Here is a 25,306-nt window from a genome sequence, read left to right as displayed (position 1 = left end):
TCCGTCACCGTTCGATCACCTTGGGCACCTTGAAGAAGCGGCCATCGGTCTCGGGTGCGCTATGCATGACGGCGGTGCGATCGACGCTGGGGCGGATGTCGTCGGGACGAAGCTCTGCGCCGTTTTCATCGATCAGGCCGCCGAGGATGTCGGCGACCTGCGCCATGGCCGGAACGCCGGTGGTGTCGACCTCGCTCAACTGCGCGAAATGTACGAGGATCGCATTGAGGTCGCGCTTCATGCGCGGCTCCTCTTCGGCGGCGAGCTCCAGATTCGCCAGCTCCGCCACGCGGCGGACGTCCTCGATCGTTACGGATGCAACCTCACTCATCGTGCCCTGTCTCCCAGCGTTCTCTTCAATTCAAAGTGTATCCCGGTGACCTTCACCCCCGCGACCCGGGCTAGGTCGTGTTCGAGGACGGAGCGCATGGACATCATCTGCTTGAGCCAGGTGACATCGGCGACTTCGACCTGGATGACGCCATCGATGAAGCCGATGATCTCTCCGCGTTCGGCCATGGCCTTGCCACAGGCGACGGGCCATGCTGCGGCGAGGCGGTCGTTTGGGCTCATGGCGCGGAGGCTCTGGCGAAGCGTGCCGCGGAGAAGGTCGCGCATGTTCTGCATCTGAGGCGTTCTTCTTTCCGATCCCAAAGGGAGGTGATGCGTCCTTCGGCTATTCGTCAGGGTAAACCTTCGGTAGCTGGCTGTGTTCTTGGGTAAACTGGCTTGGTGAATGTCGTCGATACCTCCCTGCGTGATGTCAAGATCGTTGAGCCCCGCCGTTTTGGCGATGAACGCGGCTGGTTTGCCGAGTTTTACAACCAGCAGGCCTTTGCCGCTGCCGGACTGCCAACGCATTTCGTTCAGGACAACCAGTCATTCTCGCGCAAAGGGGTATTGCGTGGCCTGCACTACCAGCTTGGGCGTCCGCAGGGAAAGCTGGTGCGTGTGCTGCATGGTCATATCTGGGATGTCGTGGTCGATCTTCGGCCCGAGTCTCCTGATTTTGGCCGCTGGGAAGGCTTCGACCTGATGGGCGCGGACCTGACAGATACGCCCCGGATGCTCTGGGTTCCAGAGGGTTTTGCCCATGGATTCCTGGTGATGTCGGAGACCACCGAGGTGTTCTACAAGACGACGGACCTCTATCACCCGCAGGGAGAGCGGTGCATCGTGTGGAACGACGCGAGGCTCGGCATCCAGTGGCCGCTTGAGGGGATGACGCCGGCCGTGTCGGCTAAAGATGCGGTGGGGAGCAGTTTTGAGGCTGCAGATCTGCCGGGAGCGCCGGTCGGCGTATCGGGCAAGTAGGCTAGGTCGAGAGAAGGCGAGCGGCGACGACGGTCATGTCGTCGTACTGCTCGGCCCCGGCGGCGAAGTCGTCAGCGCGGCGAAAGAGCGATTCGGGAAGCTGGCCGATGGGAACGGATCCGTCGAGCCGTACCGCCTCTTCGACCGACTGCTCCTCCCAGAACACCCCTTCAGAGCAACAAGACTCGACGATTCCATCCGAGACGACCACGAGAAGGTCACCCTCCAGGAGGGTTACGACCTGCTGCTGGTATTCGGCTTCGGGCAGGAGGCCGACGGGGAGGCCGTCTCCGGGTAAACGTTCGAGCACGCCGTTCGCGTGGAGCAGGATCGGCGGGATGTGTCCGGCGTTGAGGTAGGTGAGCGTCTTGCGGTCCTCGGAGATCACGCCGCAGAAGAGGGTCGAGTAGCGCTCGGCGGTCGAGCTGGCGTAGACGGTCCGGTTGATGTCGGTCAGCATCGTGGCGAGATTGTCTGGGCCCTGCTGGAGGTGGCTGCGGAGAAGCATCTGGATGCTCGCCATCATGACGGCGGCGGGCATGCCCTTGCCGGAGACGTCGCCGAGGGTGAGGGCGAAGCGGCCGTCTCGCAGCGGGAGAAGATCGTAGTAGTCGCCTCCAACGGAACGAGCAGCGCGGCAGAAGCCGGAGCACTCGATGCCGCGGACGCCCTCGGGGTCGCGAGGTAGAAGGCGGGACTGCACATCGCGGGCGAGGTTCAGTTCGTGGCGCATGAGGCGTGCGCCCTCGGCATCGCGGCGCAGGCGCTCGCTTTCGATGGCTCCGGCGGCGAAGTGGCCGAGGAGACCAAGGAGGCCGGCGTCGGCGTCCGTGAAGCCTTCGGGTTTGTTGAGCAGTTGCAGGGCACCGATGACGCGGCCTTCGGAGCGCAGAGGGACGCAGAGGACTTGCTCGGTCCTGTAGCCGCTGCTCTGGTCGATGCGGCGGAGGAGGCGGGGTTCGTTGGCGGCGTCGTTGACGAGGAGGATCTGATCGTCGCGGATGCATGCGCCGACGAGGCCTTGGCCGATCGGGATGCGGATGGTCTCGACGCCGTGCGCGACCATCGTCCAGATTTCACCGGTCTTTTCGTCCGTGAGCCAGAGGCTGCAGCGGTCGGCGCCGGCGAGGTCACGGGCGAAGTCGGCGTTGAGGCGGATGAGGTCTTCGAGCTTTTCCACGCGGCTGATGCGCGTGGCGTGCTCGAAGATGGCGCGCGTGATGATGCCCGCCTCTGAATTGTGTTCGAGAACCTTCGGCATGCAGAAAACACCCTTCCGTGGGAAACGTCTTCTTCCATCTCGCGGTGTCTATACCGCCCATCATAGGGCATTCACGGGACATCCGCAGCATGAACCACGCCACTGACGCGGGAAGACGCAGAGAGATAGTGCCGAAAGCGGGCGTTTCGTTACCTCGGTTACTTCTTATCGAGGAGCCAGGCTTCTACCTCGGGCAGGGTCGCAACGGCAGCGTAGTCTCCGGGGCAGGGGGCGGATTCGGTTGCGCCGAAAAGGAAGGCCTGCCGGAGTCCTGCTGCGTTGGCGGCGGCGATGTCGGAGCAACGATCGCCCACCATGATCGACTGCTCGAGCGCGATGCCGAACTCGGCGGCCCCGCGGAGGAGCATGCCTGGGGCGGGTTTGCGGTCCGGATGCTCCTGGCGGTACTCGCCGATGCCGTGTTCAGGGTGATAGGGGCAGTAGTAGACGGCGTCGAGTTCGACGTGCTCGGCGCGGAACTTCATCCGCATCCAGTCCATGAGGCCGTCGAATTGGGCGACCGAGTAGTAGCCGCGCGCGATACCTGACTGATTGGTGACGATGATGAGACGGTAGCCGAGGGCCATGGCGGTGCGGCAGAGCGAGAAGATTCCGTCGACGAAGGTGACGTCTTCCGCCCGGTGCAGATAGCCGACCTCGTGGTTGATCACGCCGTCTCGATCGAGGAAAAGAGCTCGTTCCGCAACGCTCAAGGATTCACCTTGCCTTTCACTTTGCTGTGTCAGCAGAAATCTCCGCGAGGACGTGCGCGAGCGAAACCTGCCAGTCCATCATCTTCCATCCGAAGGTGCGGGCGAGTTTTTCTCCGTTTAGGCGGGAGTTGGCTGGCCGGGCCGCCGGGGTGGGATACGCGGAGGTTGGGATCGTGATGACCTTTGCGAGCTTTACGCCGGTCTCGCGCTTTGCGATCTGACGGATGGCCTCTTCGGCGAAGCCTGCCCAGGTGGTCTCTCCGGTTCCGGCTGCGTGGTAGACCCCGGAAGGGACGGTCTTGTGCTCGATGATGTGAGCAGCGAGGCGGGCGAGATCTCTGCTCCAGGTGGGTGCGCCGTGCTGGTCGCCGACCACGCGGAGCTGCTCCTTTTCGCGTGCCATCTTGAGGATCGTGCGGAGGAAGTTCTTGCCCGTGGAGCCGTAGACCCAGCTCGTGCGAAGGATCGCATGGGTTGCGCCGCTCTCGGCGAGAGCCTGTTCTCCGGCTAGCTTGCTTGCGCCGTAGACGCCGAGGGGAGCGGTCTTGTCCGTCTCGACGTACGGTGCGTTGCCTTGGCCATCGAAGACGTAATCGGTCGAATAGTGCAGGACGGTTGCGCCGAGCGCGGCGGCCTCCTGGCCGATGACACCGACTGATTCGGCGTTGATGGCATAGGCGAGATCGGGTTCACTTTCCGCGCGATCGACTGCGGTATAGGCTCCTGCGTTCACGATCCACTGCGGTTTGGTGTCGCGGAGGAATGTGCGCGCTGAGGCGGGGTTTGCCAGGTCCATCTCGGCGCGTGTGGGTGCTATGACTTCGCCGTATTGGGCGAGGACATTGACCAGTTCGCCTCCGACCTGTCCTGTGCTTCCAGTGACCAGGAGTCGCAAAGGTGCCACTAGTAGACCTTTTCTTCGAGGACGCGCAGGAGGTATTTGCCGTAGGTGCTCTTGGCGATCTTCATGGCGAGAGCCTGGAGTTGGGCAGCGTCGATCCAACCCATGCGGAAGGCGATCTCTTCCGGGCAGGAGACCTTGAGACCCTGGCGCTGTTCGAGGGTGTAGATGAAGTTCGCAGCCTCGAGCAGAGAGTCGTGGGTGCCGGTATCGAGCCAAGCCATGCCGCGTCCGAGGAGTTCCGTGCGCAACTGGCCTTTGCGGAGGTACCAGAGGTTGACGTCGGTGATCTCGAGTTCGCCGCGTGGCGAGGGTTTGAGGCTCTTAGCGACGTCGACGACCTGATTGTCGTAGAAGTAGATGCCGGTGACGGCGTAGCGAGACTTGGGCTTGAGCGGCTTCTCTTCGAGTGAGATGGCGCGGCGCTGATCGTCGAACTCGACGACGCCGTAGCGTTCCGGATCCTTGACGGCATAGGCGAAGACGGTCGCGCCAGTCTTCTGCGCGCTGGCGTCACGGAGAGCCTTGGCGAAGTCGTGGCCGTAGAAGATGTTGTCGCCGAGTGCGAGGCAGCATCCTTCGCCCGCGAGGAACTCCTCGCCGATCAGGAAGGCCTGGGCAAGGCCATCAGGCGAAGGCTGGACGGCGTAGCGGATGGAGATACCCCACTTCGAGCCGTCGCCGAGGAGTTGCTCGAAGCGCGGGGTATCGTCGGGGGTGGAGATGACGAGGATGTCGCGGATGCCGGCGAGCATGAGGACCGACAGCGGGTAGTAGATCATCGGCTTGTCGTAGACAGGCAGAAGCTGTTTTGAGACTGCCTGCGTGACCGGGTGAAGACGTGTGCCGGAGCCTCCGGCGAGGATGATTCCCTTCATCGAGCCACCACTTCCGAAGCCGGCGCGATGCCGGTGCGGTCGCCGTAGTTCTTCTGGACCCATTGCTGGTAGGCGCCGCTGGTCACGTTCTCGATCCACCCGGGGTTGGCGAGGTACCACTCAACGGTCTTTCGCAGGCCGGTTTCGAAGCTCTCGGAGGCAGTCCACCCGAGCTCCGACTCGATCTTGCGGGCGTCGATGGCGTAGCGGCGGTCGTGGCCGGGACGATCCTTGACGTAGGTGATGAGCTGGCTGTGAGGGGCGAACTTTGAGTCGGGCCGGAGCTCGTCGAGCAGGGCGCAGATGGTCTCGACGACAGCGAGGTTGCTGCGCTGGTTGCCCCCGCCGACGTTGTAGGTCTCGCCGATGCGGCCGCGTTCGAGCACGGCGACGAGCGCGCTGGCGTGGTCGGAGACGTAGAGCCAGTCGCGAATCTGCTGGCCGTCGCCGTAGACGGGAAGAGGCTTCCCGTTGAGGGCGTGCGTGATCATGAGGGGGATGAGCTTCTCGGGAAACTGGAACGGTCCGTAGTTGTTGGAGCAGTTGGTGATGATGCAGGGAAGCTTGTAGGTGTGGACCCAGGCGCGGACGAGGTGGTCGGACGAGGCCTTGGAAGCGGCGTAGGGGGAGTTAGGGGCGTAGGGCGTCTTCTCGTGAAAGGCGGGATCGTGCGGACCGAGTGTGCCGTAGACCTCATCAGTCGAGACGTGCAGGAAGCGGAAGTTTTCCTTCTTCTCGCCGGTCAGTCGTTCGTAGTAGCTGCGGGCGGCATTTAGGAGGGTGAACGTTCCGTCGATGTTGGTCTTGAGGAAGGCTTCCGGGCCGACGATGGAACGGTCGACGTGGCTTTCGGCAGCGAAGTGGACGATAGCCTTCGGCTGATATCTGTCCAGAGTCTCGGCGACGAGAGTTGCGTCGCAAATGTCACCGTGGACCAGCGTGTATCCCGGACGGCCCTCGATAGCGGCCAGGTTCGCAGGGTTTCCGGCGTAGGTGAGGAGATCCAGGTTGATAATGCCGGTATCGGAGGTTGGCTTACCCGAGGTGGTTGGACCCGCTCCCATCCAATCGAGGACAAAGTTCGACCCGATAAAGCCCGTGCCGCCCGTTACAAGAATGCAGTTACTTCCGCTCACAAGACTCCAATCCCGGAGGTCCTGGAGCGCCTGTTTAGCGTTTAATCCAGTCCCTTTACGTTCCCGATCAGTTTACTGCACCCCAGTTGCATCTACTGCGACAGCCCGCGGTACTGGCGGGGGAAGCTTCGAAAAACTGAGGGCCGCATCCCCAAGCCGCTCGCGAATGCGCATCTGAGAAAAAAGGCCGTCAAACATGCCTGAGAAGACTCAGGAATAGCGACTGGCCAGACTGGAGAGTTAAGATGCCGCAGGAATCGAATCAGCGCCCGGAAGAGATTCAGAACGCAGCGAAGCATGAAGGGGTCGTCAGCGCTCCTCTGAAGACTCCGCCCTCGGAGCATAAGGCGGCGGTCGAACCATCCGGATCGAAGGGCGATAACCCGTCCACGGCTGGGCCGGGGCAGACCGCTGTGCATTCGACAACACCCGAGAATGCGCTTGGCCGGCTGAATCCATCCGCGCCTGAAGATGCGAATGTCAGTCCTGGCTCTGCGACGGTCAAGTAAGGCTGTCCGGATCGTCTAATATGGGACTATCTTCCTTCGTGGCTTGGAGGCCGCTTGTCTTCCCAACCTTGCACGACGGGCCTATAGCTCAATTGGTTAGAGCAGCGGACTCATAATCTCAGAGAGGGTGTGGATACACAATTGTGGTCGATTGCAAGTGCTTGTATTTGCACCCTGTTCTCAGTTGAAGGTATTGGCAGACACAATCAGGTACAAGTGGGTACTCCCTACAAAATTCCCATCATGGGATTGGGTTCACCTGCGAGGCTCAGGCCATGAGCAGCCCGCTAGACAACGGAAAGGGACTCGAATCCTCTGCAAGTTGTAGTGAAATGCCCCGAGGGTGGTACATCACCGTCTTGGAGCGTTTGATAACTTTCATTCTTATGAGGATCGTGACTTTACAGTCACGGCCGATGAGAGCGATATGAAAGAGCGATCTTCACTCCGGCTGAATGTAAATGTATTGGATACCTCCTCGTTTTCCCTCTTGCACGTCACCACGAAAAGTTGCATCATATCGATGAGGCATGCCCCGATGAACGTTATCTTGAACAACACGATCATGTGCTCTATGGACGACGGGCGTGGAATAACCTATGTCTCGAATACTGGCAGGATTGCGCGGATCAGTGACCGCATGGATTTAGGCAGTAATTCCAAACCCGTCGAGCACCGTCCGGAAGCAATCAAGCTTGATGGCTCTGGAGTAGACGGCGAGAACCGGGGCAACATAGACGGGCGGAATTCCTAGCGGCAACTGACCGGGGGCTGCGTTTACGGCCACGAGTTGTTCCGCGATCTTAAACCATTGGATCCCCTGAACCATGCCTAGTACGCGTCCTGTTTCGGGGTCGAACACCGGACCGCCGCTATTTCCGCTTACGAACATGAAGTTCACCTCTAGTAGAGGTATCGCGGTTGCATTCCCATTGAGGTCTCCTGAGAATCTCCCAGTGATTACGCCCCGCCCTGCCCTATAAATTAGTCCATCAAGAAGAAGATTGCCGCCCGCGTCCGTTCCGAGTTTGGCTAGTGGATAACCAACCACGCCGATCTCATGGCCGACAAGGACGTCACTGTAACAGATAGAGGCGAATTCCTGATCCGGGGCATTTGGAACCTGTAAGACTGCGAGATCAAGCTCGGGAAAAAGAGAAAGCTCCCTTCCAATCTGTGGAGTCTGAACAACGTGCACCGTGGCGTCGTCGCCCATAAGATTTGCAATTAGCCGGTACGAGTCTCCCGCTTGATGGGGTGCCGCAGTAGGGTTCATTACATGATCGCAACTCATAAAAACGTCTGGCCGAATAAAGAATCCAGTACCTAAGGCAGCCGAGTCGACGTTTCCAGCCAAATTCGGCCTATCCCTAATCACACTGAATACCGCTCTCCTCAGATCCGAAACTACTTGGTGGAATTTTCTCGGTTCAACGCTCAGCATAGTGAACTTTACCTCGTCCTTATGGGCAAAATGCGACCGCATGTTTTAAACCCGTTCCTAAGCATTCTTGGTGAACGACATCCTTGGCTCGGGAGAACGCTCGCTTCAACAGGTAATCATCTCAAACAGATCTATCCACCTGATTACAACTCTAGTAACTTCTCCAAGCTTGGAGGACCTCCTGAAAGCCCGGTGATGATTACGTCGTACGTTCCATTCTCATTCTTTTTAAATGTTTCGCCGTGCCGAAGAATCGAGTTCCTTATCTTCTGGTAGCCGTTCTTTCCTAAATCTCTGCCTGCAGAACCCTCTAGCTTTTTGATCGCCTCAGGTATGGTGAAAGACTCTGATCGCATCAGAAAGGCGAGTTGCTTCCACAGTGGATCGCTGACGCCGGGTTTTTGTAACGCCGGACTAACAAAACCAGCAAGTTGTCCGTTCTGATTCAGATATACAGGTAATTCTTCTCCTCCGCGACGATGAACCAGCTCCCCAAGTTCACCGGCTTTTTTGCGAGCGGCAACCCACTGATCCCTAAGCTTGCTTAGTCGGTCAATGTGACCCTCAATCTCGCTTATGCTAACGTCAAGCTCGGTTAGGAAATCAGCGAGATGTCGCCCCATGCTGATAACTCTAGGCATAATCTTGATTGTAATCAAAAGGGTACCGGAGGTCAAACATCATATACTTGGATTAACCATGCGGGGTTATGGATTTGGATCCCGAACATTGTCCGGATCATGGTCAGAGCTTAGAACTAGATCCTGTTTCCTACGGAGAATTCTTTGCACCTGAACAGCTGACCATCTTCCCCCCTGAGAGGTGGTCAAGCCGAGCAAGTCTAATCCTCTCGCGACCGCCCGTAGCGACCCGGCACCCTTTTGTTGCAGTTCTAGAATTACCGGAAGAAGGTCATCCCGGCGCTTGGCGGCTGTTTTACTCCGAGCAACACCGCTAGCAACTGTTCCTTTCCTTGACATTGCTGCCATACGGTCTAAGGGTCCTCTCTGTCCTCCCAAGATCCGTCCCCGCGCCTTCGCCGCTGCAAGAGCTGACCTTGTACGAGCGGAAATCATGCTGGCCTCATGCTCTGCTACCGCCGCGAGTATATGCACCGTTAGGCGATTCGCCTCCGGAAAGTCGCAAGCGATAAACTCCACGCCCGATTCCATGAGCGAGCTGATGAAGTGCACGTTACGGGCGAGACGGTCAAGCTTGGCAATTATGAGAGTCGCCTTATGAAGACGGCAGAGTCGGAGAGCTTCAGCGATCGCGGGGCGGTCGTTCTTCTTACCACTCTCCACTTCCATGACTTCTTGGACCAGAGTCCATTTTCCCCCATTTAAGAATCGGGTTACGGCCTCGCGCTGCGCTTCGAGACCCAAGCCACTCGCCCCTTGCCGCGCTGTAGAGACTCTCAGGTAAGAGACAAATTTCCCGTTTGCCATCGTCGCACCTCGTTACATATGCTTCTACCAACGTTGAAGTAACTGTAACACTATCTGCTTGCCTCGTCTAGTGGTAACTTGTCGCTTCTTGTTACGCCGCGAAAGCCGAGAGTCGGATGCTCGCTTAGGTAGATGATTCCTGGGGGTACCCATATGGGGTCAGGGGCTCGTCTCAGAAGAACGATGCTGTACGGATGCCAACTCCTAAGGCTTAACCCCTCTCCCCTCCCGCCTCAGTGCCTCGACCAATTGGCGTCCATCAGGCTGGATGACGTGAATTCAGGCGAGAAGTCGGGGTGTCAGAGACGAGGGTGGGGTAGGCTCACCCTCTGCCCCCTAAGCAAGGTGCGTCAGAGTGGGGTTCCAGCTTGTCGCGCGACTGCAAGTAATTTAGCCCAAACTATCGGCTAAAACCCGAGAGTGCAATTCGGTTTTGATGCGTATGGGGGGTTAACCGAAAAACGAGACCGCTGAGCAGCGGCTTCTATTTGCCCCGGCCGGATTCGTTCCGCGCGTGAACCAGCAGCGCTCGGGCCGTGGAGAACGCCTTGCGAATCGCCGACACGAACCGAGGTGAGCGCGCACCCTCGAACTCCTTCAGTTCGAATTCGCCGATCAGGGTTGCCGCAATGATAGAAGCCATGACAAGCACCTGGCGCTCGTCCGGCGTAAGCGGTGGAGCATTTACGGGCGTCTCGATAGTAATGTGGGCTATCGACTCCGGATCGGCCTCTCTTGAAGGCGCTGACTCGCGAGGTTTCGTTTCCTGTGAACCGTCGTTGATCGGGACTGCTCGCCGTCCACCCATGCATCCAGTCTAGGCGAAGAAGAAGCGAATGAATCCACAATCGCCGAGCTGCCGGTTTGACCGAGTCCGACAACATCTGCCATACCCTTACGGGCATCCGCCCAAAGGAGAGTTGAACCATGCCGATCAAACGTACCCCCCCGACGCTGAAGATTCAGGGAGTTCTAAGCAAAATCATCCTTGCGAAGGACGCCAAGCATAAGCCTGAAACGAAGATCCAACCACCTAAACCCCCTAAACGCTAAAGTGGGGTATGCAGGCTGGCGGTTCCGTCTCTTTGGAGATGGGCCGCCGGTCATTGATGAAAAGGTTACGAACCCGCACGCCCTTTCGTCGCGAGGGTCGTGTAAGCGAAGCCCTCAGGACCAGAGGCTTCGCCACACTTCGGGCAAGTCGCTGGCCTGTCCGCGAGGGTGTCCGGCACCGGCCAGACATGTTTGCAACCGGGGCAATGGAAAAGGAGCGTGCTGAGCATGGGCCTCCGGGGCGCTTGCAAGTGATAAGGAAGGTGCTGTCAGGGAAGGGTTACTCTTCGATGGGCAACGATTCCGTGTCGGTTCGGCGGCGATCAGGCGCGCAGTCTGCGAGCTCCTCAGCGGTAAAGGTCGCCGAAGTGTGGTCGCTGAATTCCACGATCAGACTATCGCCGGTCAATCGGTCCGTCCCGACAATTCCGAGCGCAACTAGTTCGAATGGCTTTTCATCGCTCATGGTGCACTCCCTCCGCCTATGACGACAGGAGCCGTTCGGCTGGATGCATGGATTTTCAACATGTATGGGGCGTAACGGATTGACGGGGGTGAACGAACGGAAGCGGATGGTAGCCTGTTCTTCCGGAGATCATCATGCAAGCCGAGATCAAAGCCGTGCTTTCTCACCTGATTCAAACGACCTGGAACGACTTCAAGATTCTCCAGCCCGTTCTAGATGTTCCAGGTATAGACAACCTAACAAAGCCGCAGGCGGAGGCCATCGCGAACGCACAGGAAGCCCTAGAGGCTGCCTACGCCGCCCTCAAAGCTGCCCGGGCGGAGTTCCTATAGCCATGTGCGGCCGCTACTACTGCGTCGACGAGAAGCAGGCAATCACCGAATACTTCCGGAGCAATCCGGCCGATGACGAGCTGCTCCCGCCCGGCTTCAACATCGCCCCGACCACCCGCCAGCCTGTGATCTGCCAGGGACGCTCGTTAGTGTTTGCCTTTCGGTGAATCATCCGCTGGAGTAAAGCTTTGCTTACCTATGCAGGGAAGGTTCTCGTAGTGCAAGGGATTGTGGCCGGACTGCGGCTGCAGGTGGACGTTCGAATACAGACCGCACCCGCGACCGAACCTGATCGAGCCGGGAGCGAGCCACTTATTTGTGCCAAGCTCGATATTCGACGTAGCAACCTGATCTGCAGACCCGTCGTAGTCGATGATGAAGGCTCCCCCATTCGAAAATGTGTTGTCTTTGACCGACAAGCCGCTTCCACGAATATAAAGAGGGGCGTTAGGGCCGTGGATGACGTTTTTTTCGAAACTGCTATGAAGATCCGGCCATCTGGTTTGCCCTGGATTCATCGGATCGATCTTGACGGTTGCGGATGCCCCGGAATTATCACCGCTAGTGAAATCGTTGTTGAGCGTCTGGACTCCCGTCGGGTAAGTGCGGCCATAAAAGATCTGCCGGAACGCCGGATTCTGAGGGCTCACCCTGGGAACAATCGTGGCGCGAACATGGTTGCCTCTCCAAACCGCATCCGTCGCCCCTGAATCATCCAATCCAACCCGGTCTTCGAGGAGGATGTTGTTGGAGACAATCGCACCAGAGAGGACATACCTCTCGCCGTTCGTGAATTCACTAGTAAGAGCAATCCCAGCATCCCCCCGGTTGAGAACACGATTGTCATGGATCTTGATACCCGACACCTTGCCTGCAACGTGGATTCCATCTCCATTTGTATAGACTTCGTCGCTCGTGACGATGTTGTCTGAAATATCGACATCGGTCAGTGATCCTGTTCCATTGTTATAAACCGCCAAAATGCCCCAACCACTATTACGAACGTTACATTTTTGAACATAGAACGATGTGTGTAGGGAAGAATCACCCACTGCATACCAAGCAATAGCTGCCGTGTCAGGACCTCCCACGCCAGGCTTTATCACCACGATATTGACTCCTGTGATGCTCACATCGTCTGAATTCTGTGTATACAGGGTGTGACCCCTCTGGACAGGCACAAGGATCGTTCCGCCGCCCCGTAGGTGAGTTCCGGAGTAGAGAGTTATTTGACCACCGATCACACAGCCCCTCATTGGAAAGGTAAGTACCTGTGAGGTTTGTCCGGTTCTAAAAGCGTCGCGCGCAGCATTAGCCGCAGCCTGAAACGCTGCGGTGTCATCAGTCGTGCCGTCACATTTCGCCCCGAAAGAACTCACGTTGGTGGTAGGTCCCTTTTCGGTGATCGGGTGTTGCGCGGAAGCCTCAGCGCGTAGGAAGAACAGAGTTATAACAAGCAGCCGGACGATCGACGAAGCGAACCAATCCGGCTTGGCAGAGCAGACGAGCTTACGCAAAACCCAGTTTAAACATAACGACTGAATCGGTAGCGCACGCGATCTCGACGGCCCCTCTTGATTGACAGCGACGATCGATTCGAAGCGTTTGAATGCTGTCACTAGAGTTTTCCCTGCCTGCTTACTCCCAATCGAACCTGGAAGAAGTTCAGGCTCTAGCACTGTGAAGACTAGAGCCTGAACTTCTTCGCATTCAGCCGCGCATTGACCAAGCCACAATCCGCTCCAGACAGTCTCTTTCGAAAATGGATTGCTGATCTGCTCCAGGTCGTCATCACGAAGGAAGCCTATGCCTCGCATGTAGCGGTCGATCCTCAACAGGTGATCGCGTGGAGGCCCAAATTCTACGTTCACTCGAAGCACCCCCATGCAATGATGGACGCCCTCCGCTTTTAGTGCGTTGTGTGTGTCCTGGTTAGAAGGAGGGGGCTTCTACGCACCGCGTGGTGTTATGAGTTGCGAGAGCTTCGAGACCGGTCGCGAAGGGCACTTATGTTCTGCCGATGCTAAAAGCTATATCTATAATTATGTCAGCTATATGCCCAGTGTGAGTGGAGTCATGACAAAGCGGGAACAGCGTGAACTTCGATACGAGAAGGACAGGAGATCCTTGAAAATGGCGACCTCGATCATAGAAGGATCATCTGCAACCGCGTCCGCCATCGAGGCCGGATACTCACCACGCCAGGCAAGAACCCCATACCGCTTGCTCCAGGGGCCGGAAATGCGTCGAAGAATGCAGATGGCGTTAAAGCGAAGCGGGGGATCGATAGAGGCAATTGCTGAGGTCGTAGCTGATGCGATGGAGGCTACGAAGCTGGAAGGCTCGTTTCAAACTCCAGATCATAAGGTCCGACTCGGAGCCGCGAAACTCGCCGCAGAGCTTTTGGGAGTGATGAGGATTGACCCGGCCGCCCCGAGTGCACCTGAAGTCATCATCAACATCCCCCCAGGCCTTGCCAACTCGGGACGATGGAATCTTCGAGACTAGTAGCACATCTGCCGAAAGGGGGAGATCCCCCTTTCCCCGGACTGTGGACCCGAAAGCCTGCACTACAACCCTCTAAAGAGTTCGGAGAGGCTAGTCTCCAGAACCGCCGATAGCGCTTCAAGTGTGTCTACCCTTGCCGCCACCGCTCCATTTTCAATTTGTGACAAATGCGCCCTCCCGATACCCGCCGTATCCGCCAATTGCGTCTGAGTGAGTCCCCGCTTTTCGCGTAGTTCACTCAAACGTCTTCCCAAGCGCACGGGTAAAGAGATTGCCATGCGCCATGTTTCCGGTTATTCTCCACCTGATTGTTCGGTTTAGCGAACAATGGGGGCGCATGAAAACGCTTTTATTATCCCTTGTCCTCTTGTCTCAAAGCAGCACTCCGGATGCCGCTCGAATGCTTTTCGTGGTCGACAAGGTTTCTGCCGTTGCCGAAGAGCATGCCAAGCCTTTCCAGGGCATAGCGGCGTCGTCCGGGGAGCACCACACCGCACCCGTCGTCATGGCTGAATTCTCGAAGAGCTGCCCAAAGGTCACGTTAACTCAGGATCAGCAGGCGTCCTTCTACACCCTGCAAACTCAACCAGGCGGAAGCATATTGGCGGACTCGAAGGGAACGGTCCTCTACGTTTCACCAGCGAAGACACTCAAGAACATGGTGAAGGATGTTTGCAGATACATGGGCAGTCACGAATGAAAACTTCATAGGCGAGGACCAGTCCATCCCCTCCTTGAGAAAATCATGCTAACCGGGCTTGCGCTCAGAACCTTTCAGATTATGCGGGTTCGCCGAGTCGTTACGAGCATAGATCGATCCAGATAAGGGGATATTCCAATCTCGCAACTGACGCGATATGTAAACGAGCAGATCACAAATCTGCCAAAGGCCATAGAAGATACCTAGTCCAATAGCTAAGATGAGCCAAAAGAGTGGGGTCATTCCGCCATGCTCTCATAGTCCTCTGCTTCGTACTGCGTTCGGCTGAAGGATTGGAGCTCCGTGCGCCTCGACGTTGCCGTGAAGAAAATGAGGGAGGATAACCCCACCACCCGCGACAGCAGCATCGCCCATCGCCCCCGTCCGTTGCTGCGCGGATACTCAAATCGGATCAGGCGCAGATCTTTCGACTAAGAATTTAGAGGTGTCATTCGGGGGGGGGGGTAGGGTGGAACACCCTGCCAGGGGTAGAAGAGAGGCGGTCACGTACTGCTTTGGCTCCTCGCGCGCCCAACTGAAGACTTGTACGGTGCCGACGCGGAATAGGAGTCACCACAGCGAATGCTAAGCGGCGCTTCATTTCACCCGTCTCTAAGGACGTATTGGATGAGAGAGGGGTTTAGTAGAGTCCTTCACCGCGACGACCGAAGAGGGTGTTTAGATCGACCTATATCTGTAAAGACGTTTGTGACCGCCGCAAAACATGATTAGCTTGGTCTTCCGGCTTTCGAAGGATCCGTCTATATGTATCTTCGCTATACGCATAACGTGTCTCATTACAGCAGCTTGCAACGGCATAAAGATACTGACAAATGCAAACTTAACGGGAGCATGGGAATGCTTTAGCAAAGGCGCGGGCCAAAACGAAGGGGGTGGCTTTGTTCATCATTTCAGGGTGGTCATCTGAGTATTTGACAAAGACCTTTGAGAGTTGGACCGTAGTGATGCCGTTGTTTAGACAGTATCTATTTAGAGGGTTTTTTTCTGTAGGGCCCTCGGCTTGCGCGTCCACTACCCCCATGATGTAGTTGGCACAGCGAATGAATTGGCTGGCATCGTCGGGATGCGCGGAAGTCCGGCATGTTTCGGTCAAGTCAAAGGTCGATGGACCGTACAAGATCACAGGAGTCCACTGGGGATCAGCAAATAATACAAACGTTAACACGATTGGGAGCATGGTTGAAAACATATCAGCCATCCCCCAAGAACGTGCATGATTTGGCTGCTAGCTTCAACGAATTGCTGCATGAGATACCAAACGGCTACGAAGCCGACACACTGACCCGGTTGCCTTGAGTCGCCTTCGCGGTCCCAAGACGACAGGTGACTGAAGACGACAGAAGGCAACCCCTCTTTGCAGAGACGTCTTCGCTTACGACGTAACGCGATAGATTAGCCAAAGGTATCCGAGGACGAAGCAAAACAACGAAGCAAACCCGAGCGTTTCGCATAATGCGTATGCCGCTTTGGTGTGCCTTCCCCGATGCTGATAATCCTCGTAGTGGAACGTCAGCCAAACGCTAAACGCGAGTCCGTAGAGGACGCAGAATGCGAGCAGGTAAAGTGGAGAGGCGTAGAACCAAGGGAGGTGTCCTGCCTGCCCATGGAGCGCCGAAGAGCCGACTAGAAGAACAATCGATCCGGTCGCGAGTCCGATAATTACTTCCGTGATCTTCAAATACTTCGCCAGAAACGGTTCAAAAGCTCCCGGAATGCCGTTCGGATCGAAGTTGTAGAGGTCATGGATTTTCGTGTAATACGACAATATCCAAATGGCGATGGGAACTGCGATGGCGACGCCAATGCCACTTGTACCGGGAGCCATATGCATGATGTGCGGAGAATATCATCGCCTTTGTTGATTCGGTCGGCCGGAATCGACCGGATAGCTCCAAACCCAACCGCCGTCGAAACCAGACTTGGTGACGATGATGCCGAGCTTGTCCTTTGCCCTCTGGAGCGTTCGCTCCGTCAGCCCAAACTCCTTTTCTGCTTTATGCTTCAGTTCACGCGCGAGAACCGGCCCGTTCTTCAGTTCGGCTTGTAGGAACCCCCGCGCTTCTTCCTGCATATTGATCGGCTTCGTGTTCTTCTCACCGGTTTCGACGCTCGCCAGAATGTCTCTTGCGCTACCTTCCAGCGCTTCGCCCCAAATGACGCGAGTAGCGAGCACCCCACTTGGGAGCGTTGCGGCTTCGATGGCGTAAGCAAATCCGCCCGTGTCGATAGAGATATTTGATTTTGAGCGCGTGAAGATGCGGCGATCTGATCCTTCTTCCTGCGCTGCCACCAGGACCATTCGAGCTTGCGCGGCAAACGCTTGCGACCCTAAGACGCGATCCGTGGGATTCTTTCCGGCAGAATTCTTAGCAAAATGAGTGATGCCTAGAACGGCGCATTTCTTTTCCTCAGCAAACCTGACAATCGGCTGTAGGCTGCGGCGGACATCGTTTGCCTTGTGCATATCACCTGAGACCGCGCTAACGATCGGATCAATTATCAGAAGTGACAATTCAGGTAGACCGGAAACCGCATCTCGTAGGTGCTCTACATCTCGGGAAGGGTCAAATGAATGGTTTCCCCCTTCCCCATCCGTAGCGCCGCGGATTGCGTAAACCCTGGCCGGGTTAGCACCCGCTAGCGCCAAACGCGGTTTGATTGTTGTGTCGAGCGCATCCTCGCCGCTCCAGATAACGGTATCCCCCGACTTCTCGCAGCGTGAGCCGTCCGGGAAAGTTCCTCCGTTGCTTACAGTGGCGGCAATTGAGAATGCCAATGTACTCTTTCCCGTTCCGCCTGCCCCGCACAGGAGCGTCAGCATACCAATTGGAAGAAAAGACGGCCAAAGCCAGTTGATAGCGCTTTCCTGAACCTCAGTCATAGGGAGAAGCGAGAACGGAATTGCACTCGCCCGTTCCGTAGTTGGTTGCTTCTTCACTTGGAACTCTTGACAGGCTGCGATTTTCCCCCATCCACCAGAACTCCTTCCAGAGCCGATTCGCGGATCATTGTCCTGCTCCCAACCTTTGTCCGTTGCAGCTTCCCAGAACTAAGCCACGCCTGAACGGTGTACTTGCTGATTCCCCCAAGTGCACGTGCAGCTTCATCTACTGTCAGCAGCTTTTCCATATCAACTCTCCTGGCGCAAGTGGCGCTAGAAAGATAATGCTTGCTGCAAGACAGAACAGCGTAGTACTTTTCTAGCTATGCCCAAGCAAGCAAGCCGTGTCCAGAATCGGCTGGAGATGCCACGAGAGGAATACCTCGGCACAATTACGACCGAGGTGCTCAATGGCGAATTCTCATTTGGCTACGTGCGAAAGGATCTGAATGTCCGGGCACTGCTTGTGTTCATAAAACGTCTTCAGGCTGCGGATGAAGCCATGAACGTGGCCGGTAGGACACTGCGGCAGCAACCTGAATATGAGCCACCCATCCAGGTAATCCGTGCGTTTCATACGGCCAATCGCTTGTTGGGCCGGTATTTGGTGACGCCTTCGATAGAAGCGAACATCATCACGGACGACACCAGTAGGAGGAAAACTCCACCCCGTGGCCGATTTGGAAGACTCGCTTGGCATCGTGGAGGTACCACGGAGAGTTTTAGGGAGTTCACGTGGATTCTATGGATATTCGAGCTTGCCCAAGCGGGGCAGATTAGCCGGTTCAAGCAGTGTGCCACCTGTCGCCGTTGGCTTTTTGCGAAATTCTCGCACCAGCGATTTTGCTGTGGAGAGTGCAAAGAGAAATTCCACAGAACTGATCCTGGCGATAAAGCTCGGCGGAGAGACTGGGCTAAAAAAAATTACCAATTGCACAAAACCAAGAACGTGAAATGAGGTGACCCCAATGGCGATTTTCAAACGCGGCAGCACGTACTATTTCGAATTTGTCTACGGCGGCAGAAGGTATTGTCGGAGCACCAAGGTGAAGAGCCAGCGTGCAGCAGGAGAGATTGAGCGCGCCTTTCGCACCGCGTTGGCAAAAGGCGACGTTGGGATTGTCGACCGCCAGAAGGTTCCGACGTTCGGTGAGTTCTCGGTGCGTTTTATGGAGGCAATTCGGGTTCGCTCCGCAGAGAAGCCAGCGACGGTCAGATTTTACGCGGATCGGACAACGCGCCTGCTCAAGTACCGCCCGCTTCGGGAGGCGAGGCTCGACGCTATCGATGAAGCCCTCATTGAACGCTACGTAACGGCCCGCCGTGCGGTCGTTCTGCCCGCGTCATGCAATCGGGAGCTTGCGACCTTGCGCCGCGCTCTGAGGCTCGCTGAGGACTGGAAGATCATCACAAAGGCTCCTCGCATCCGACTGCTCAAGGGTGAGCATCAGCGTACGTTCGTTCTATCTCACCAGGAGGAAGCTCGATATCTCGCAGCCTGCCCTCCTCTGCTCCGCGATGTCGCCTCCATCATGCTCGACAGTGGATTGAGGATCGGGGAGTTGCTGAACCTCCGCTGGGAAGACATCCGTTTCGACCCCACCGGCGCGGCGCGGTTTGGTTCTCTCAGGGTGACGAGCGGCAAAAGTCGGAACGCTCAGCGCACATTATCACTCACTGCCCGGGCTTCCCGGGTCCTTTTTGCCCGCCGCAAGGTTTCGAAGTCGCCTTTTGTCTTTCCAGGCAAGTCGCTCGAAGCTCCAATCCTTGTAACCAGCCTTAATCACTTGCACAGCAAAGTGCGAGAGCCGTTGCTACAGGGCAAGCGAATTCAGGAATTTCCGGCTGAGTTTGTCCTCCACGGGTTGCGCCACACCTTCCTTACCCGGCTTGGGGAGGCTGGAACCGATGCATTTACAATCATGAGGCTGGCGGGACATTCCAGTGTCACGGTGTCCCAACGGTACGTTCACCCAACCCCCGAAAGCTGCGAAACGGCATTCGAGAGGCTGGAGGCGCTGAACGGGCGGGCGAACGAAAGGCTGGAAGGGAAAGAGTCCCATCAATCCTCCCATCAGCAATTCTTCCAAACCGCGTAAGTTGTTGAAGGGCCTATAGCTCAATTGGTTAGAGCAGCGGACTCATAATCCGTTGGTTCCAGGTTCAAGTCCTGGTGGGCCCACCAACTCCTACACATCCTCGACGCGCGACCCTCTTTCTTTGGAAAGGTTGCGCGCAACTCCCTGGATCTGAGGGAGTTTACTGTGATGTACGCAGGAGGATGTCATGAAAATCGAAACCGCCAAAACTCCCAATCTCACGAAGGTCATTGCGGCCGGAGTCCTTGCCGGCGCGGTTCTGATGGCAGCCCCGCAGAAAGCCGAAGCGCAGCAGTTCGGGGTCAGCGTCGGTGTCGGTCGGCCTTACGGCGGCCCTGTGTACGAACGCGGCTTCCGGGATGACCGTTTCCGCGATGACCGGGGATTCTATGCCGAACGTCGTCGCGATGAGTTTCGCCGGCAGGAAGCGTTCGCGCGGCAGGAGCGCTGGGACCGAGAGCACCGCTTTTACCGGGCGCCGGCTTACGGCTTTGGTTATGGCCGCTGATTGAGTTCTCCCCAGAACCGGGAAGGCGGTCGCGCTTGTTCAGGCGGCCGCCTTTTCGCGTTAAGATTCGCGTTAGCCGAGGGTGCATTGTGGCGGCCTCCGGCGTAGATTCTTCCTATGTCCGTGAAGCATGCACGATGTACGTTGAAGACCCTCTCCGCCTTTGCGCTTGCTGCGTTTGCAGTCACAACCGCCGTGTCGCCTGCGCAGCAAAGCTGCATGGCCGGCATGTCCATGGGACCGAACCACGCGATGCCCGGAATGAAGGCCGTGCCTTCGCCGGAGCAGCTTCCTGTTCCGATTCACATGTCAGGTCTGGGGAACGCGCACATTCAGATCACCGCCACGCCGGAGGCGCAGGCCTGGTTCGATCAGGGGCTTAAGCTGATGCATGATTTCTGGGACTACGAGTCTGCGAAGGCGTTCGAGCAGGCGATACGGGTCGATCCGAACTGCGCGATGTGCTACTGGGGTCTGGCCGAGGTGGAGGGTTTTCGCGGCGGCCCAGAGAAGGTTTACGGGACGAAGGCGCTCGCGGAGGCAGTCCGGCTGAAGAAGCATACGTCGGGGGCGGAAAAGCTCTACATCGAGGCGGCTGAAGCGGACCGGAAGGGTGATGGGGACGATAAGGCAAAGATCGTCATTTTGCGGAAGCTGGTGAAGAAGTATCCGAAGGATCTGCAGGCGCGCATCCTGCTGGCCACGAGCGTTGGCGATGGATATGACGCCAAGGGTGAGGCGAAGGCGGGTGAAAAGGAAGAGATCGCGATTCTTGAAGGCATTTTGCGGGATGCTCCGAACGATTCGGCTGCGAATCATTACTGGATTCATGCGATCGAGCCCGGGAATCATCCGGAGCGGGCGATACCGAGTTCAGCGCTTCTTGCCTCGCTTGCCCCAACCTCGGGACACATGGTTCATATGCCGGGGCACATCTACTACCGCGTCGGAAACTATCCGGAGGCGGAGCGGTGGTTTGAGGCGTCTTCCGTGGCGGACGAGACCTACATGCGGGAGCAACACGTCTCCCCCGATGACGACTGGAACTATGTTCACAACATGATGTACGGGATCGCGAACCTGATGGAGGAGGGGAAGCTCACTGAGGCAAACGCACTCTCCGATCGGCTGGCCAATGCGCGGGGAGAGCTTTCGGCGACGCTTTACATTTGGAGCGCACGTGACCAGATGTCGCGGATCAGCCGCCGTCTGCCAGTGGCGCTGCGGGTGGGCGACTGGGACGCGATCCTTACGATGCTGGACTCGCAACCTGCCGGGCCTGCCTTGAAGCCTGGCGAGAAGGACAACACGGCTAACCTCCGCTTCTTGTCATCCGAACTGAGAGACTTCGCGAAGGGAATGCGGGCGCTTGATCAGAACGCGATTCCCGAGGCAGAGGCTGCTTCTGCCCGGATGGACGCTGGGCTCTGGCGTATCAAGCAGGTCGAAGAGGAAGAAGGAAAGGATAAAAAGGAAAAGAAGCCCGGCGCCAAGGTCACGGACGCAAAGGCTGAGCCACCCATGATCCCGATCCTGCCGGACGCGGAGTCTGGTCCGCTGGTGAAGGCTCTGACGATTCAGTCGCTCGAACTGAGAGGTGGGGTGCTCGTCGCTCAGGGCAAGATGGACGAGGCTAAGAAGGTCTACGCTACTGCCGGAGCCAAGGAGAAAGAGCTCGGCTACCACGAGCCTCCGTACTACATCCGTCCCGTCGGGGAAACCGAGGCTGCTGCGCTGCTCAAGGCGAAGGACTATCCCGGGGCGAAGGCGGCATACGAGGCGGCACTGGTCGAGCGGCCGGCCTCCGGCTTTCCTCTTTACGGCCTCGCTCGGGTGCAGGAGCTCTCGGGCGATCAGACCGCAGCGAAGGCGAGCTATCAGGCGTTCCTGAAGGCGTGGCCCAAGGCTGACCCGACGCTGCCGGAGGTCGTACACGCCCGGGAGGTCGCCGGCTCGTCCACTGTGGCCGCACGTTAGGCTGAAACACCCATGGCTGCGGAACGTCTATAAGCGCATGCCGCCGCTCCGCCACTTTGCTCTCGCTGTGACGCTCCTTGCTCCGTTCGTATCCGCTCAACAGACGCCAACGCTGCACGACAAGACGCCGAAAGACGAAGCGCCGCAGGATAAGGCCGCGACGCTATCCGTCGCCGCGCGTCTGGTCAATCTTCCTGTCATCGTGAGGGACAAGAAGGGGGCGATTGTCACGACACTCACGAAGACGGACTTCAACCTCCAGGTCGACGGCCATCCGCAGACGATTCGCTACTTCGACCGCGACGCGAACCTGCCGTTGACGCTTGGCCTTCTGGTCGATACGAGCCAGTCGCAGCGCGACGTCATCGAACAGGAGAGGACGGCGAGCGGATCCTTTCTCGACCAGATGCTGACGGCTCCCTCCGGCCGTCCAGCCGACCAGGCATTTGTCATTCAGTTCGCGCGCGAGACCGAGCTTCTCCAGGACCTGACTCCATCCCGTCCAAAGCTGCAGGCCGCGCTGAAGCAGATTGACACGACTCCCGACAACAGCAATCAGCAGAGCCAGTCCGATCCGAACGATCCGAATGACACCGGGAGCAACTCCGGTGGTCACGGCGGCCGCAGGGGTGGCCGAGGCGGTGGGACCACACTTTACGACGCGGTTTTTCTCAGCTCGGACGAGCTGATGGCCAAGCAGAAGGGGCGGAAGGCGCTCATCATCCTGTCGGACGGTGTTGATAACGGGAGCAAGGAGAATCTTGCCCACTCGATTGAAACCGCCCAGCGCGCCGACGCGATTATCTACGCTATCTACTTCAAGGGTGAAGAGCACAATGGCGGCGGAGGCGGCAACCGCGGAGGCGGTTTTCCCGGCGGACGGGGCGGCGGAATCGGTTTTCCCGGAGGAGGCTACCCGGGCGGCGGTGGTGGGCGGGGCGGTGGTGGCGGTAATCGCGGAGGGGGCAACGAGAACCGTGTGGACGGCAAGAAGATCCTCGAACGTATGGCGCACGAGACCGGCGGGCGTCTCTTCGAGGTCACGAAGAAGCAGACGGTTGACCAGATCTACACGCAGATTGCCGAAGAGCTTCGCTCGCAATACCGGCTCGGCTACACGCCGGACGAGGCGACCGCCGCTGACGGCTATCACCAGGTCGACCTGACGGTTCCGAACCAGAAGAACCTGAACGTTCAGACGCGCGACGGCTACTACACCGGCAAATAGCTGTTCTGTTCGCGCGGGGACGCGATTACCTGCACCTGCGCTCCCCTGTATACTAAAACTGGGCGATACCCCAGCAATTTCCCTCTACCACCAGATCCAGAGTTGCCGAAGCGAGGCAGCGCTTCTGGGCGTCTGGCGGAAGAGGCTGCGGTCCCGGTACTTCCTTGCGTCAACGCGCGCAGTCCCGAATCGAATCATCAGGCCGCGAGGCCGACACATCTCATCAGCCCATACAGGATTGACCCATGATCTCCGTCTCGAATGTCACCATGCGCTACGGCCAGAAGCTCCTCTTTGAGGATGTCTCCGTCACCTTCCCGACCGGCGGCCGCTACGGCCTCACGGGCCCGAACGGCGCCGGCAAATCCACCTTCATGAAGGTGCTCACTGGCGAACTCGAGGCCCAAAAGGGCAACGTCGTTCGCCCACGCAAGATCGGCGTGCTCTCGCAGGACCAGTACGCCTTCGACGCTTACCGCGTCATTGACACCGTCATCATGGGCAACAAGCCCCTTTGGGCGGCTCTTGAAGAGCGCGAGATCATCTACAACAAGGCCGAGATGACCGACGAAGACGGTTCCCGTCTCGGCGAACTCGAAGGCATCGTCGGGGAAGAGGATGGTTACGAAGCCGAATCGAACGCCGCCATTCTACTGCAGGGACTCGACATTGCCGACGAACTGCATGAACGCAAGATGTCGGAGCTGCAAGGTGGGCAGAAGGTCCGCGTGCTCCTCTGCCAGGCGCTGTTCGGTGATCCGCAGGCCCTGCTGCTCGACGAACCGACGAACTATCTCGATCTCGACTCGATTAACTGGCTACAGGATTTTCTCGTCCGCTATAACGGGACGCTCATTACCATCTCGCACGATCGGCACTTCCTCAACTCGGTCTGCACCCACATCGCTGACATCGATTACGAGACGATCATCCTGTACAACGGCGGCTACGACGACATGGTCGAGCAGAAGACCTCGATCCGGACCCGCATCGAGAGCCAGAACGAGCAGCGCGAGAAGAAGATCGCACAGTTGAACGACTTCATCGCGCGCTTTTCTGCCGGTACACGTTCTTCGCAGGTGAATTCCCGCAAGAAGGAAGTGGAACGCCTGGCTACCACCGACGTCGCGCGTTCGAATATTCAGCGTCCGTTCATCCGCTTCGAACAGACTCGTCCCTCGGGCCGCACAATTCTTGAAGCGGAGCGCGTCAACAAGAGCTATCCGCAGAAGGACGGGAAGGTCGAGCACGTCATCCAGGACTTCACCGTCTCCTGCATGCGCGGCGACAAGATCGTCCTGATGGGCCGCAACGGCCAGGGTAAGACGACCATGCTGAAGGCTCTGCTCGCCAACGCTCCGGGCGTCGACGAGAAGGACGTTTCGATCGACTCAGGCGTGGTGAAGTGGGGGCACGAGGCTCAGATTGGCTACTTCGCCCAGGATCACAAGGGATCCATCCAGAAGGGCATGACCGCATCCGACTGGCTGCACCAGTTCGACCCGACTGCTACGAAGGAAGACATTCGCGGCATCCTGGGGCAGATGCTCTTCCGCGGCGAAGAAGGCACCAAGATGACCGATGCGCTTTCTGGAGGCGAAGCGGCTAGGCTGCTTTTCTGCAAGATCATGTTGCAGAAGCCGAATGTGCTTGTCTTCGACGAACCGTCGAACCACCTTGATCTCGAGAGCATCAACGCACTGAACCTCGCGCTACAGAAGTACGAAGGAACGGTCTTCCTGGTCACTCACGATCTCGACCTGATCAGCGATGTGGCGACGCGCATCTGGCACTTCCACGGCGGCCCGTTGAACTTCACCATCGACGACTTCAAGGGGCCTTACAGCGAGTACCTGCTGCAACAGACCATGTCCGCCGCGAAGTAGTTCATGCCTCTCCTCGGCCCCATTCATCGATCGTCGATAGGTG

At 57.8% G+C, this 25,306-nt stretch carries 30 protein-coding genes and 1 tRNA gene; 12 read left to right on the top strand and 19 right to left on the bottom strand.

Annotated elements, in window-relative coordinates; genetic code table 11:
- Positions 1–4: 4 nt before the first annotated feature.
- Positions 5–331, bottom strand: a complete 327-nt coding sequence (gatC, locus tag GRAN_RS04650) for an Asp-tRNA(Asn)/Glu-tRNA(Gln) amidotransferase subunit GatC (protein ID WP_128911807.1) — start codon at positions 329–331, stop codon at positions 5–7.
- Entirely contained in the window at positions 328–627 is a 300-nt protein-coding gene (locus GRAN_RS04645; RefSeq protein WP_128911806.1) for a DciA family protein, read from the bottom strand. Before GRAN_RS04645 ends, gatC begins: the two co-directional genes overlap by 4 nt.
- Before the next feature lie 105 nt (positions 628–732).
- Between GRAN_RS04645 and rfbC the strand changes: the two genes are divergently transcribed.
- On the top strand, positions 733–1,314 hold the full coding sequence (rfbC, locus tag GRAN_RS04640; RefSeq protein WP_150133260.1) for a dTDP-4-dehydrorhamnose 3,5-epimerase: 582 nt from the start codon (positions 733–735) through the stop codon (positions 1,312–1,314).
- A gap of 1 nt (position 1,315) precedes the next feature.
- Here the strand turns inward: rfbC and GRAN_RS04635 are convergent, their stop codons facing one another.
- The 5 genes from GRAN_RS04635 to rfbB form a co-directional block, all read right to left on the bottom strand.
- Positions 1,316–2,575 (bottom strand): PP2C family protein-serine/threonine phosphatase, encoded by a 1,260-nt coding sequence (locus GRAN_RS04635; RefSeq protein ID WP_128911804.1) that lies wholly within the window; start codon positions 2,573–2,575, stop codon positions 1,316–1,318.
- Positions 2,576–2,733: 158 nt separating this feature from the next.
- Positions 2,734–3,288 (bottom strand): D-glycero-alpha-D-manno-heptose-1,7-bisphosphate 7-phosphatase, encoded by a 555-nt coding sequence (locus GRAN_RS04630; RefSeq protein ID WP_128911803.1) that lies wholly within the window; start codon positions 3,286–3,288, stop codon positions 2,734–2,736.
- A 16-nt stretch (positions 3,289–3,304) separates the two neighbouring features.
- A complete protein-coding gene (gene rfbD, locus GRAN_RS04625; RefSeq protein ID WP_206662696.1) occupies positions 3,305–4,192 on the bottom strand; it encodes a dTDP-4-dehydrorhamnose reductase in 888 nt (295 codons plus the stop codon).
- A complete protein-coding gene (rfbA, locus tag GRAN_RS04620; RefSeq protein ID WP_128911802.1) occupies positions 4,192–5,067 on the bottom strand; it encodes a glucose-1-phosphate thymidylyltransferase RfbA in 876 nt (291 codons plus the stop codon). Before rfbA ends, rfbD begins: the two co-directional genes overlap by 1 nt.
- Positions 5,064–6,203: a dTDP-glucose 4,6-dehydratase gene (gene rfbB / locus GRAN_RS04615; RefSeq protein WP_192897974.1), complete on the bottom strand. Its 1,140-nt coding sequence runs from the start codon at positions 6,201–6,203 to the stop codon at positions 5,064–5,066. Before rfbB ends, rfbA begins: the two co-directional genes overlap by 4 nt.
- A 245-nt stretch (positions 6,204–6,448) precedes the next feature.
- Between rfbB and GRAN_RS04610 the strand changes: the two genes are divergently transcribed.
- Positions 6,449–6,712: a hypothetical protein gene (locus tag GRAN_RS04610; protein WP_128911801.1), complete on the top strand. Its 264-nt coding sequence runs from the start codon at positions 6,449–6,451 to the stop codon at positions 6,710–6,712.
- A gap of 646 nt (positions 6,713–7,358) precedes the next feature.
- On the opposite strand, the gene GRAN_RS04605 is transcribed toward GRAN_RS04610, so the two are convergent.
- From GRAN_RS04605 to GRAN_RS04590, 5 genes are all read right to left on the bottom strand, one after another.
- Complete coding sequence (locus tag GRAN_RS04605; RefSeq protein WP_161570835.1) at positions 7,359–8,156, bottom strand: S1 family peptidase; 798 nt, start codon at positions 8,154–8,156, stop codon at positions 7,359–7,361.
- Positions 8,157–8,299: 143 nt separating this feature from the next.
- Complete coding sequence (locus GRAN_RS04600) at positions 8,300–8,779, bottom strand: hypothetical protein (RefSeq protein ID WP_128911799.1); 480 nt, start codon at positions 8,777–8,779, stop codon at positions 8,300–8,302.
- 84 nt (positions 8,780–8,863) lie between these two features.
- Positions 8,864–9,604: a recombinase family protein gene (locus GRAN_RS04595; RefSeq protein ID WP_128911798.1), complete on the bottom strand. Its 741-nt coding sequence runs from the start codon at positions 9,602–9,604 to the stop codon at positions 8,864–8,866.
- 484 nt (positions 9,605–10,088) lie between these two features.
- Positions 10,089–10,247, bottom strand: coding sequence for a hypothetical protein (locus GRAN_RS25390; protein WP_161570834.1), 159 nt, complete (start codon positions 10,245–10,247; stop codon positions 10,089–10,091).
- A 690-nt stretch (positions 10,248–10,937) separates the two neighbouring features.
- The gene (locus GRAN_RS04590; RefSeq protein WP_128911797.1) at positions 10,938–11,123 is read right to left on the bottom strand and encodes a hypothetical protein; all 186 of its coding nucleotides are present in this window, start codon (positions 11,121–11,123) and stop codon (positions 10,938–10,940) included.
- A gap of 134 nt (positions 11,124–11,257) precedes the next feature.
- Here GRAN_RS04590 and GRAN_RS04585 point away from each other — a divergent pair, with 134 nt between their 5' ends.
- Both GRAN_RS04585 and GRAN_RS25305 read left to right on the top strand, forming a co-directional pair.
- On the top strand, positions 11,258–11,455 hold the full coding sequence (locus tag GRAN_RS04585) for a hypothetical protein (RefSeq protein ID WP_128911796.1): 198 nt from the start codon (positions 11,258–11,260) through the stop codon (positions 11,453–11,455).
- A 2-nt stretch (positions 11,456–11,457) separates the two neighbouring features.
- Positions 11,458–11,622 carry an SOS response-associated peptidase family protein gene (locus tag GRAN_RS25305; RefSeq protein WP_150133250.1) on the top strand — a complete coding sequence of 55 codons (165 nt, stop codon included), beginning with the start codon at positions 11,458–11,460 and terminating at the stop codon, positions 11,620–11,622.
- Here the strand turns inward: GRAN_RS25305 and GRAN_RS04580 are convergent.
- A complete protein-coding gene (locus GRAN_RS04580) occupies positions 11,602–13,341 on the bottom strand; it encodes a glycosyl hydrolase family 28-related protein (RefSeq protein ID WP_128911795.1) in 1,740 nt (579 codons plus the stop codon). The genes GRAN_RS25305 and GRAN_RS04580 overlap by 21 nt on opposite strands.
- Positions 13,342–13,531: 190 nt before the next feature.
- Here GRAN_RS04580 and GRAN_RS04575 point away from each other — a divergent pair, with 190 nt between their 5' ends.
- A complete protein-coding gene (locus tag GRAN_RS04575) occupies positions 13,532–13,963 on the top strand; it encodes a terminase small subunit (RefSeq protein WP_128911794.1) in 432 nt (143 codons plus the stop codon).
- 62 nt (positions 13,964–14,025) lie between these two features.
- On the opposite strand, the gene GRAN_RS26905 is transcribed toward GRAN_RS04575, so the two are convergent.
- Positions 14,026–14,241 carry a helix-turn-helix domain-containing protein gene (locus GRAN_RS26905; RefSeq protein ID WP_128911793.1) on the bottom strand — a complete coding sequence of 72 codons (216 nt, stop codon included), beginning with the start codon at positions 14,239–14,241 and terminating at the stop codon, positions 14,026–14,028.
- A 5-nt stretch (positions 14,242–14,246) separates the two neighbouring features.
- On the opposite strand from GRAN_RS26905, the gene GRAN_RS04565 reads away from it, so the two are divergent.
- Positions 14,247–14,663, top strand: coding sequence for a hypothetical protein (locus GRAN_RS04565; protein ID WP_128911792.1), 417 nt, complete (start codon positions 14,247–14,249; stop codon positions 14,661–14,663).
- 841 nt (positions 14,664–15,504) lie between these two features.
- Here the strand turns inward: GRAN_RS04565 and GRAN_RS26900 are convergent.
- The 5 genes from GRAN_RS26900 to GRAN_RS04545 form a co-directional block, all read right to left on the bottom strand.
- Positions 15,505–15,861 (bottom strand): Rap1a/Tai family immunity protein, encoded by a 357-nt coding sequence (locus GRAN_RS26900; protein ID WP_421800798.1) that lies wholly within the window; start codon positions 15,859–15,861, stop codon positions 15,505–15,507.
- 195 nt (positions 15,862–16,056) lie between these two features.
- Positions 16,057–16,515, bottom strand: coding sequence for a hypothetical protein (locus GRAN_RS04560; RefSeq protein WP_128911791.1), 459 nt, complete (start codon positions 16,513–16,515; stop codon positions 16,057–16,059).
- A gap of 15 nt (positions 16,516–16,530) precedes the next feature.
- Positions 16,531–17,622, bottom strand: coding sequence for an AAA family ATPase (locus GRAN_RS04555; RefSeq protein WP_128911790.1), 1,092 nt, complete (start codon positions 17,620–17,622; stop codon positions 16,531–16,533).
- Positions 17,619–17,813 carry a helix-turn-helix domain-containing protein gene (locus tag GRAN_RS04550; protein ID WP_128911789.1) on the bottom strand — a complete coding sequence of 65 codons (195 nt, stop codon included), beginning with the start codon at positions 17,811–17,813 and terminating at the stop codon, positions 17,619–17,621. Before GRAN_RS04550 ends, GRAN_RS04555 begins: the two co-directional genes overlap by 4 nt.
- Positions 17,814–18,307: 494 nt before the next feature.
- Complete coding sequence (locus GRAN_RS04545; protein WP_128911788.1) at positions 18,308–18,559, bottom strand: hypothetical protein; 252 nt, start codon at positions 18,557–18,559, stop codon at positions 18,308–18,310.
- Positions 18,560–18,611: 52 nt separating this feature from the next.
- Here GRAN_RS04545 and GRAN_RS04540 point away from each other — a divergent pair, with 52 nt between their 5' ends.
- From GRAN_RS04540 to GRAN_RS04515, 6 genes are all read left to right on the top strand, one after another.
- Complete coding sequence (locus GRAN_RS04540; protein ID WP_161570833.1) at positions 18,612–19,664, top strand: tyrosine-type recombinase/integrase; 1,053 nt, start codon at positions 18,612–18,614, stop codon at positions 19,662–19,664.
- A 9-nt stretch (positions 19,665–19,673) separates the two neighbouring features.
- Positions 19,674–19,750 (top strand) — tRNA-Ile (locus GRAN_RS04535).
- Positions 19,751–19,851: 101 nt separating this feature from the next.
- A complete protein-coding gene (locus tag GRAN_RS04530) occupies positions 19,852–20,172 on the top strand; it encodes a hypothetical protein (RefSeq protein ID WP_128911786.1) in 321 nt (106 codons plus the stop codon).
- A 144-nt stretch (positions 20,173–20,316) separates the two neighbouring features.
- Positions 20,317–22,149, top strand: coding sequence for a tetratricopeptide repeat protein (locus tag GRAN_RS04525; protein ID WP_128911785.1), 1,833 nt, complete (start codon positions 20,317–20,319; stop codon positions 22,147–22,149).
- A gap of 37 nt (positions 22,150–22,186) precedes the next feature.
- The gene (locus GRAN_RS04520; RefSeq protein ID WP_128911784.1) at positions 22,187–23,377 is read left to right on the top strand and encodes a VWA domain-containing protein; all 1,191 of its coding nucleotides are present in this window, start codon (positions 22,187–22,189) and stop codon (positions 23,375–23,377) included.
- A 245-nt stretch (positions 23,378–23,622) separates the two neighbouring features.
- Positions 23,623–25,263 (top strand): ABC-F family ATP-binding cassette domain-containing protein, encoded by a 1,641-nt coding sequence (locus GRAN_RS04515; protein ID WP_128911783.1) that lies wholly within the window; start codon positions 23,623–23,625, stop codon positions 25,261–25,263.
- Positions 25,264–25,306: the final 43 nt, after the last annotated feature.

Origin of the sequence: Granulicella sibirica (assembly GCF_004115155.1) — a bacterium.
Lineage (GTDB): Bacteria > Acidobacteriota > Terriglobia > Terriglobales > Acidobacteriaceae > Edaphobacter > Edaphobacter sibiricus.
Note: the sequence above shows the minus strand (reverse complement) of the source record. Positions and strands in the feature narration are given on the sequence as shown.

What these genes read in the sequence shown, in the direction of transcription:
- gatC (WP_128911807.1), bottom strand. Translation starts at nt 331, where the DNA reads ATGAGTGAGGTTGCATCCGTAACGATCGAGGACGTCCGCCGCGTGGCG.
- GRAN_RS04645 (WP_128911806.1), bottom strand. Translation starts at nt 627, where the DNA reads ATGCAGAACATGCGCGACCTTCTCCGCGGCACGCTTCGCCAGAGCCTC.
- GRAN_RS04635 (WP_128911804.1), bottom strand. Translation starts at nt 2,575, where the DNA reads ATGCCGAAGGTTCTCGAACACAATTCAGAGGCGGGCATCATCACGCGC.
- rfbA (WP_128911802.1), bottom strand. Translation starts at nt 5,067, where the DNA reads ATGAAGGGAATCATCCTCGCCGGAGGCTCCGGCACACGTCTTCACCCG.
- GRAN_RS04610 (WP_128911801.1), top strand. Translation starts at nt 6,449, where the DNA reads ATGCCGCAGGAATCGAATCAGCGCCCGGAAGAGATTCAGAACGCAGCG.
- GRAN_RS04605 (WP_161570835.1), bottom strand. Translation starts at nt 8,156, where the DNA reads ATGCTGAGCGTTGAACCGAGAAAATTCCACCAAGTAGTTTCGGATCTG.
- GRAN_RS04600 (WP_128911799.1), bottom strand. Translation starts at nt 8,779, where the DNA reads ATGGGGCGACATCTCGCTGATTTCCTAACCGAGCTTGACGTTAGCATA.
- GRAN_RS04595 (WP_128911798.1), bottom strand. Translation starts at nt 9,604, where the DNA reads ATGGCAAACGGGAAATTTGTCTCTTACCTGAGAGTCTCTACAGCGCGG.
- GRAN_RS25390 (WP_161570834.1), bottom strand. Translation starts at nt 10,247, where the DNA reads ATGGCTTCTATCATTGCGGCAACCCTGATCGGCGAATTCGAACTGAAG.
- GRAN_RS04590 (WP_128911797.1), bottom strand. Translation starts at nt 11,123, where the DNA reads ATGAGCGATGAAAAGCCATTCGAACTAGTTGCGCTCGGAATTGTCGGG.
- GRAN_RS04585 (WP_128911796.1), top strand. Translation starts at nt 11,258, where the DNA reads ATGCAAGCCGAGATCAAAGCCGTGCTTTCTCACCTGATTCAAACGACC.
- GRAN_RS25305 (WP_150133250.1), top strand. Translation starts at nt 11,458, where the DNA reads ATGTGCGGCCGCTACTACTGCGTCGACGAGAAGCAGGCAATCACCGAA.
- GRAN_RS04580 (WP_128911795.1), bottom strand. Translation starts at nt 13,341, where the DNA reads ATGGGGGTGCTTCGAGTGAACGTAGAATTTGGGCCTCCACGCGATCAC.
- GRAN_RS04575 (WP_128911794.1), top strand. Translation starts at nt 13,532, where the DNA reads ATGACAAAGCGGGAACAGCGTGAACTTCGATACGAGAAGGACAGGAGA.
- GRAN_RS26905 (WP_128911793.1), bottom strand. Translation starts at nt 14,241, where the DNA reads ATGGCAATCTCTTTACCCGTGCGCTTGGGAAGACGTTTGAGTGAACTA.
- GRAN_RS04565 (WP_128911792.1), top strand. Translation starts at nt 14,247, where the DNA reads ATGTTTCCGGTTATTCTCCACCTGATTGTTCGGTTTAGCGAACAATGG.
- GRAN_RS26900 (WP_421800798.1), bottom strand. Translation starts at nt 15,861, where the DNA reads ATGCTCCCAATCGTGTTAACGTTTGTATTATTTGCTGATCCCCAGTGG.
- GRAN_RS04560 (WP_128911791.1), bottom strand. Translation starts at nt 16,515, where the DNA reads ATGCATATGGCTCCCGGTACAAGTGGCATTGGCGTCGCCATCGCAGTT.
- GRAN_RS04550 (WP_128911789.1), bottom strand. Translation starts at nt 17,813, where the DNA reads ATGGAAAAGCTGCTGACAGTAGATGAAGCTGCACGTGCACTTGGGGGA.
- GRAN_RS04530 (WP_128911786.1), top strand. Translation starts at nt 19,852, where the DNA reads ATGAAAATCGAAACCGCCAAAACTCCCAATCTCACGAAGGTCATTGCG.
- GRAN_RS04520 (WP_128911784.1), top strand. Translation starts at nt 22,187, where the DNA reads ATGCCGCCGCTCCGCCACTTTGCTCTCGCTGTGACGCTCCTTGCTCCG.
- GRAN_RS04515 (WP_128911783.1), top strand. Translation starts at nt 23,623, where the DNA reads ATGATCTCCGTCTCGAATGTCACCATGCGCTACGGCCAGAAGCTCCTC.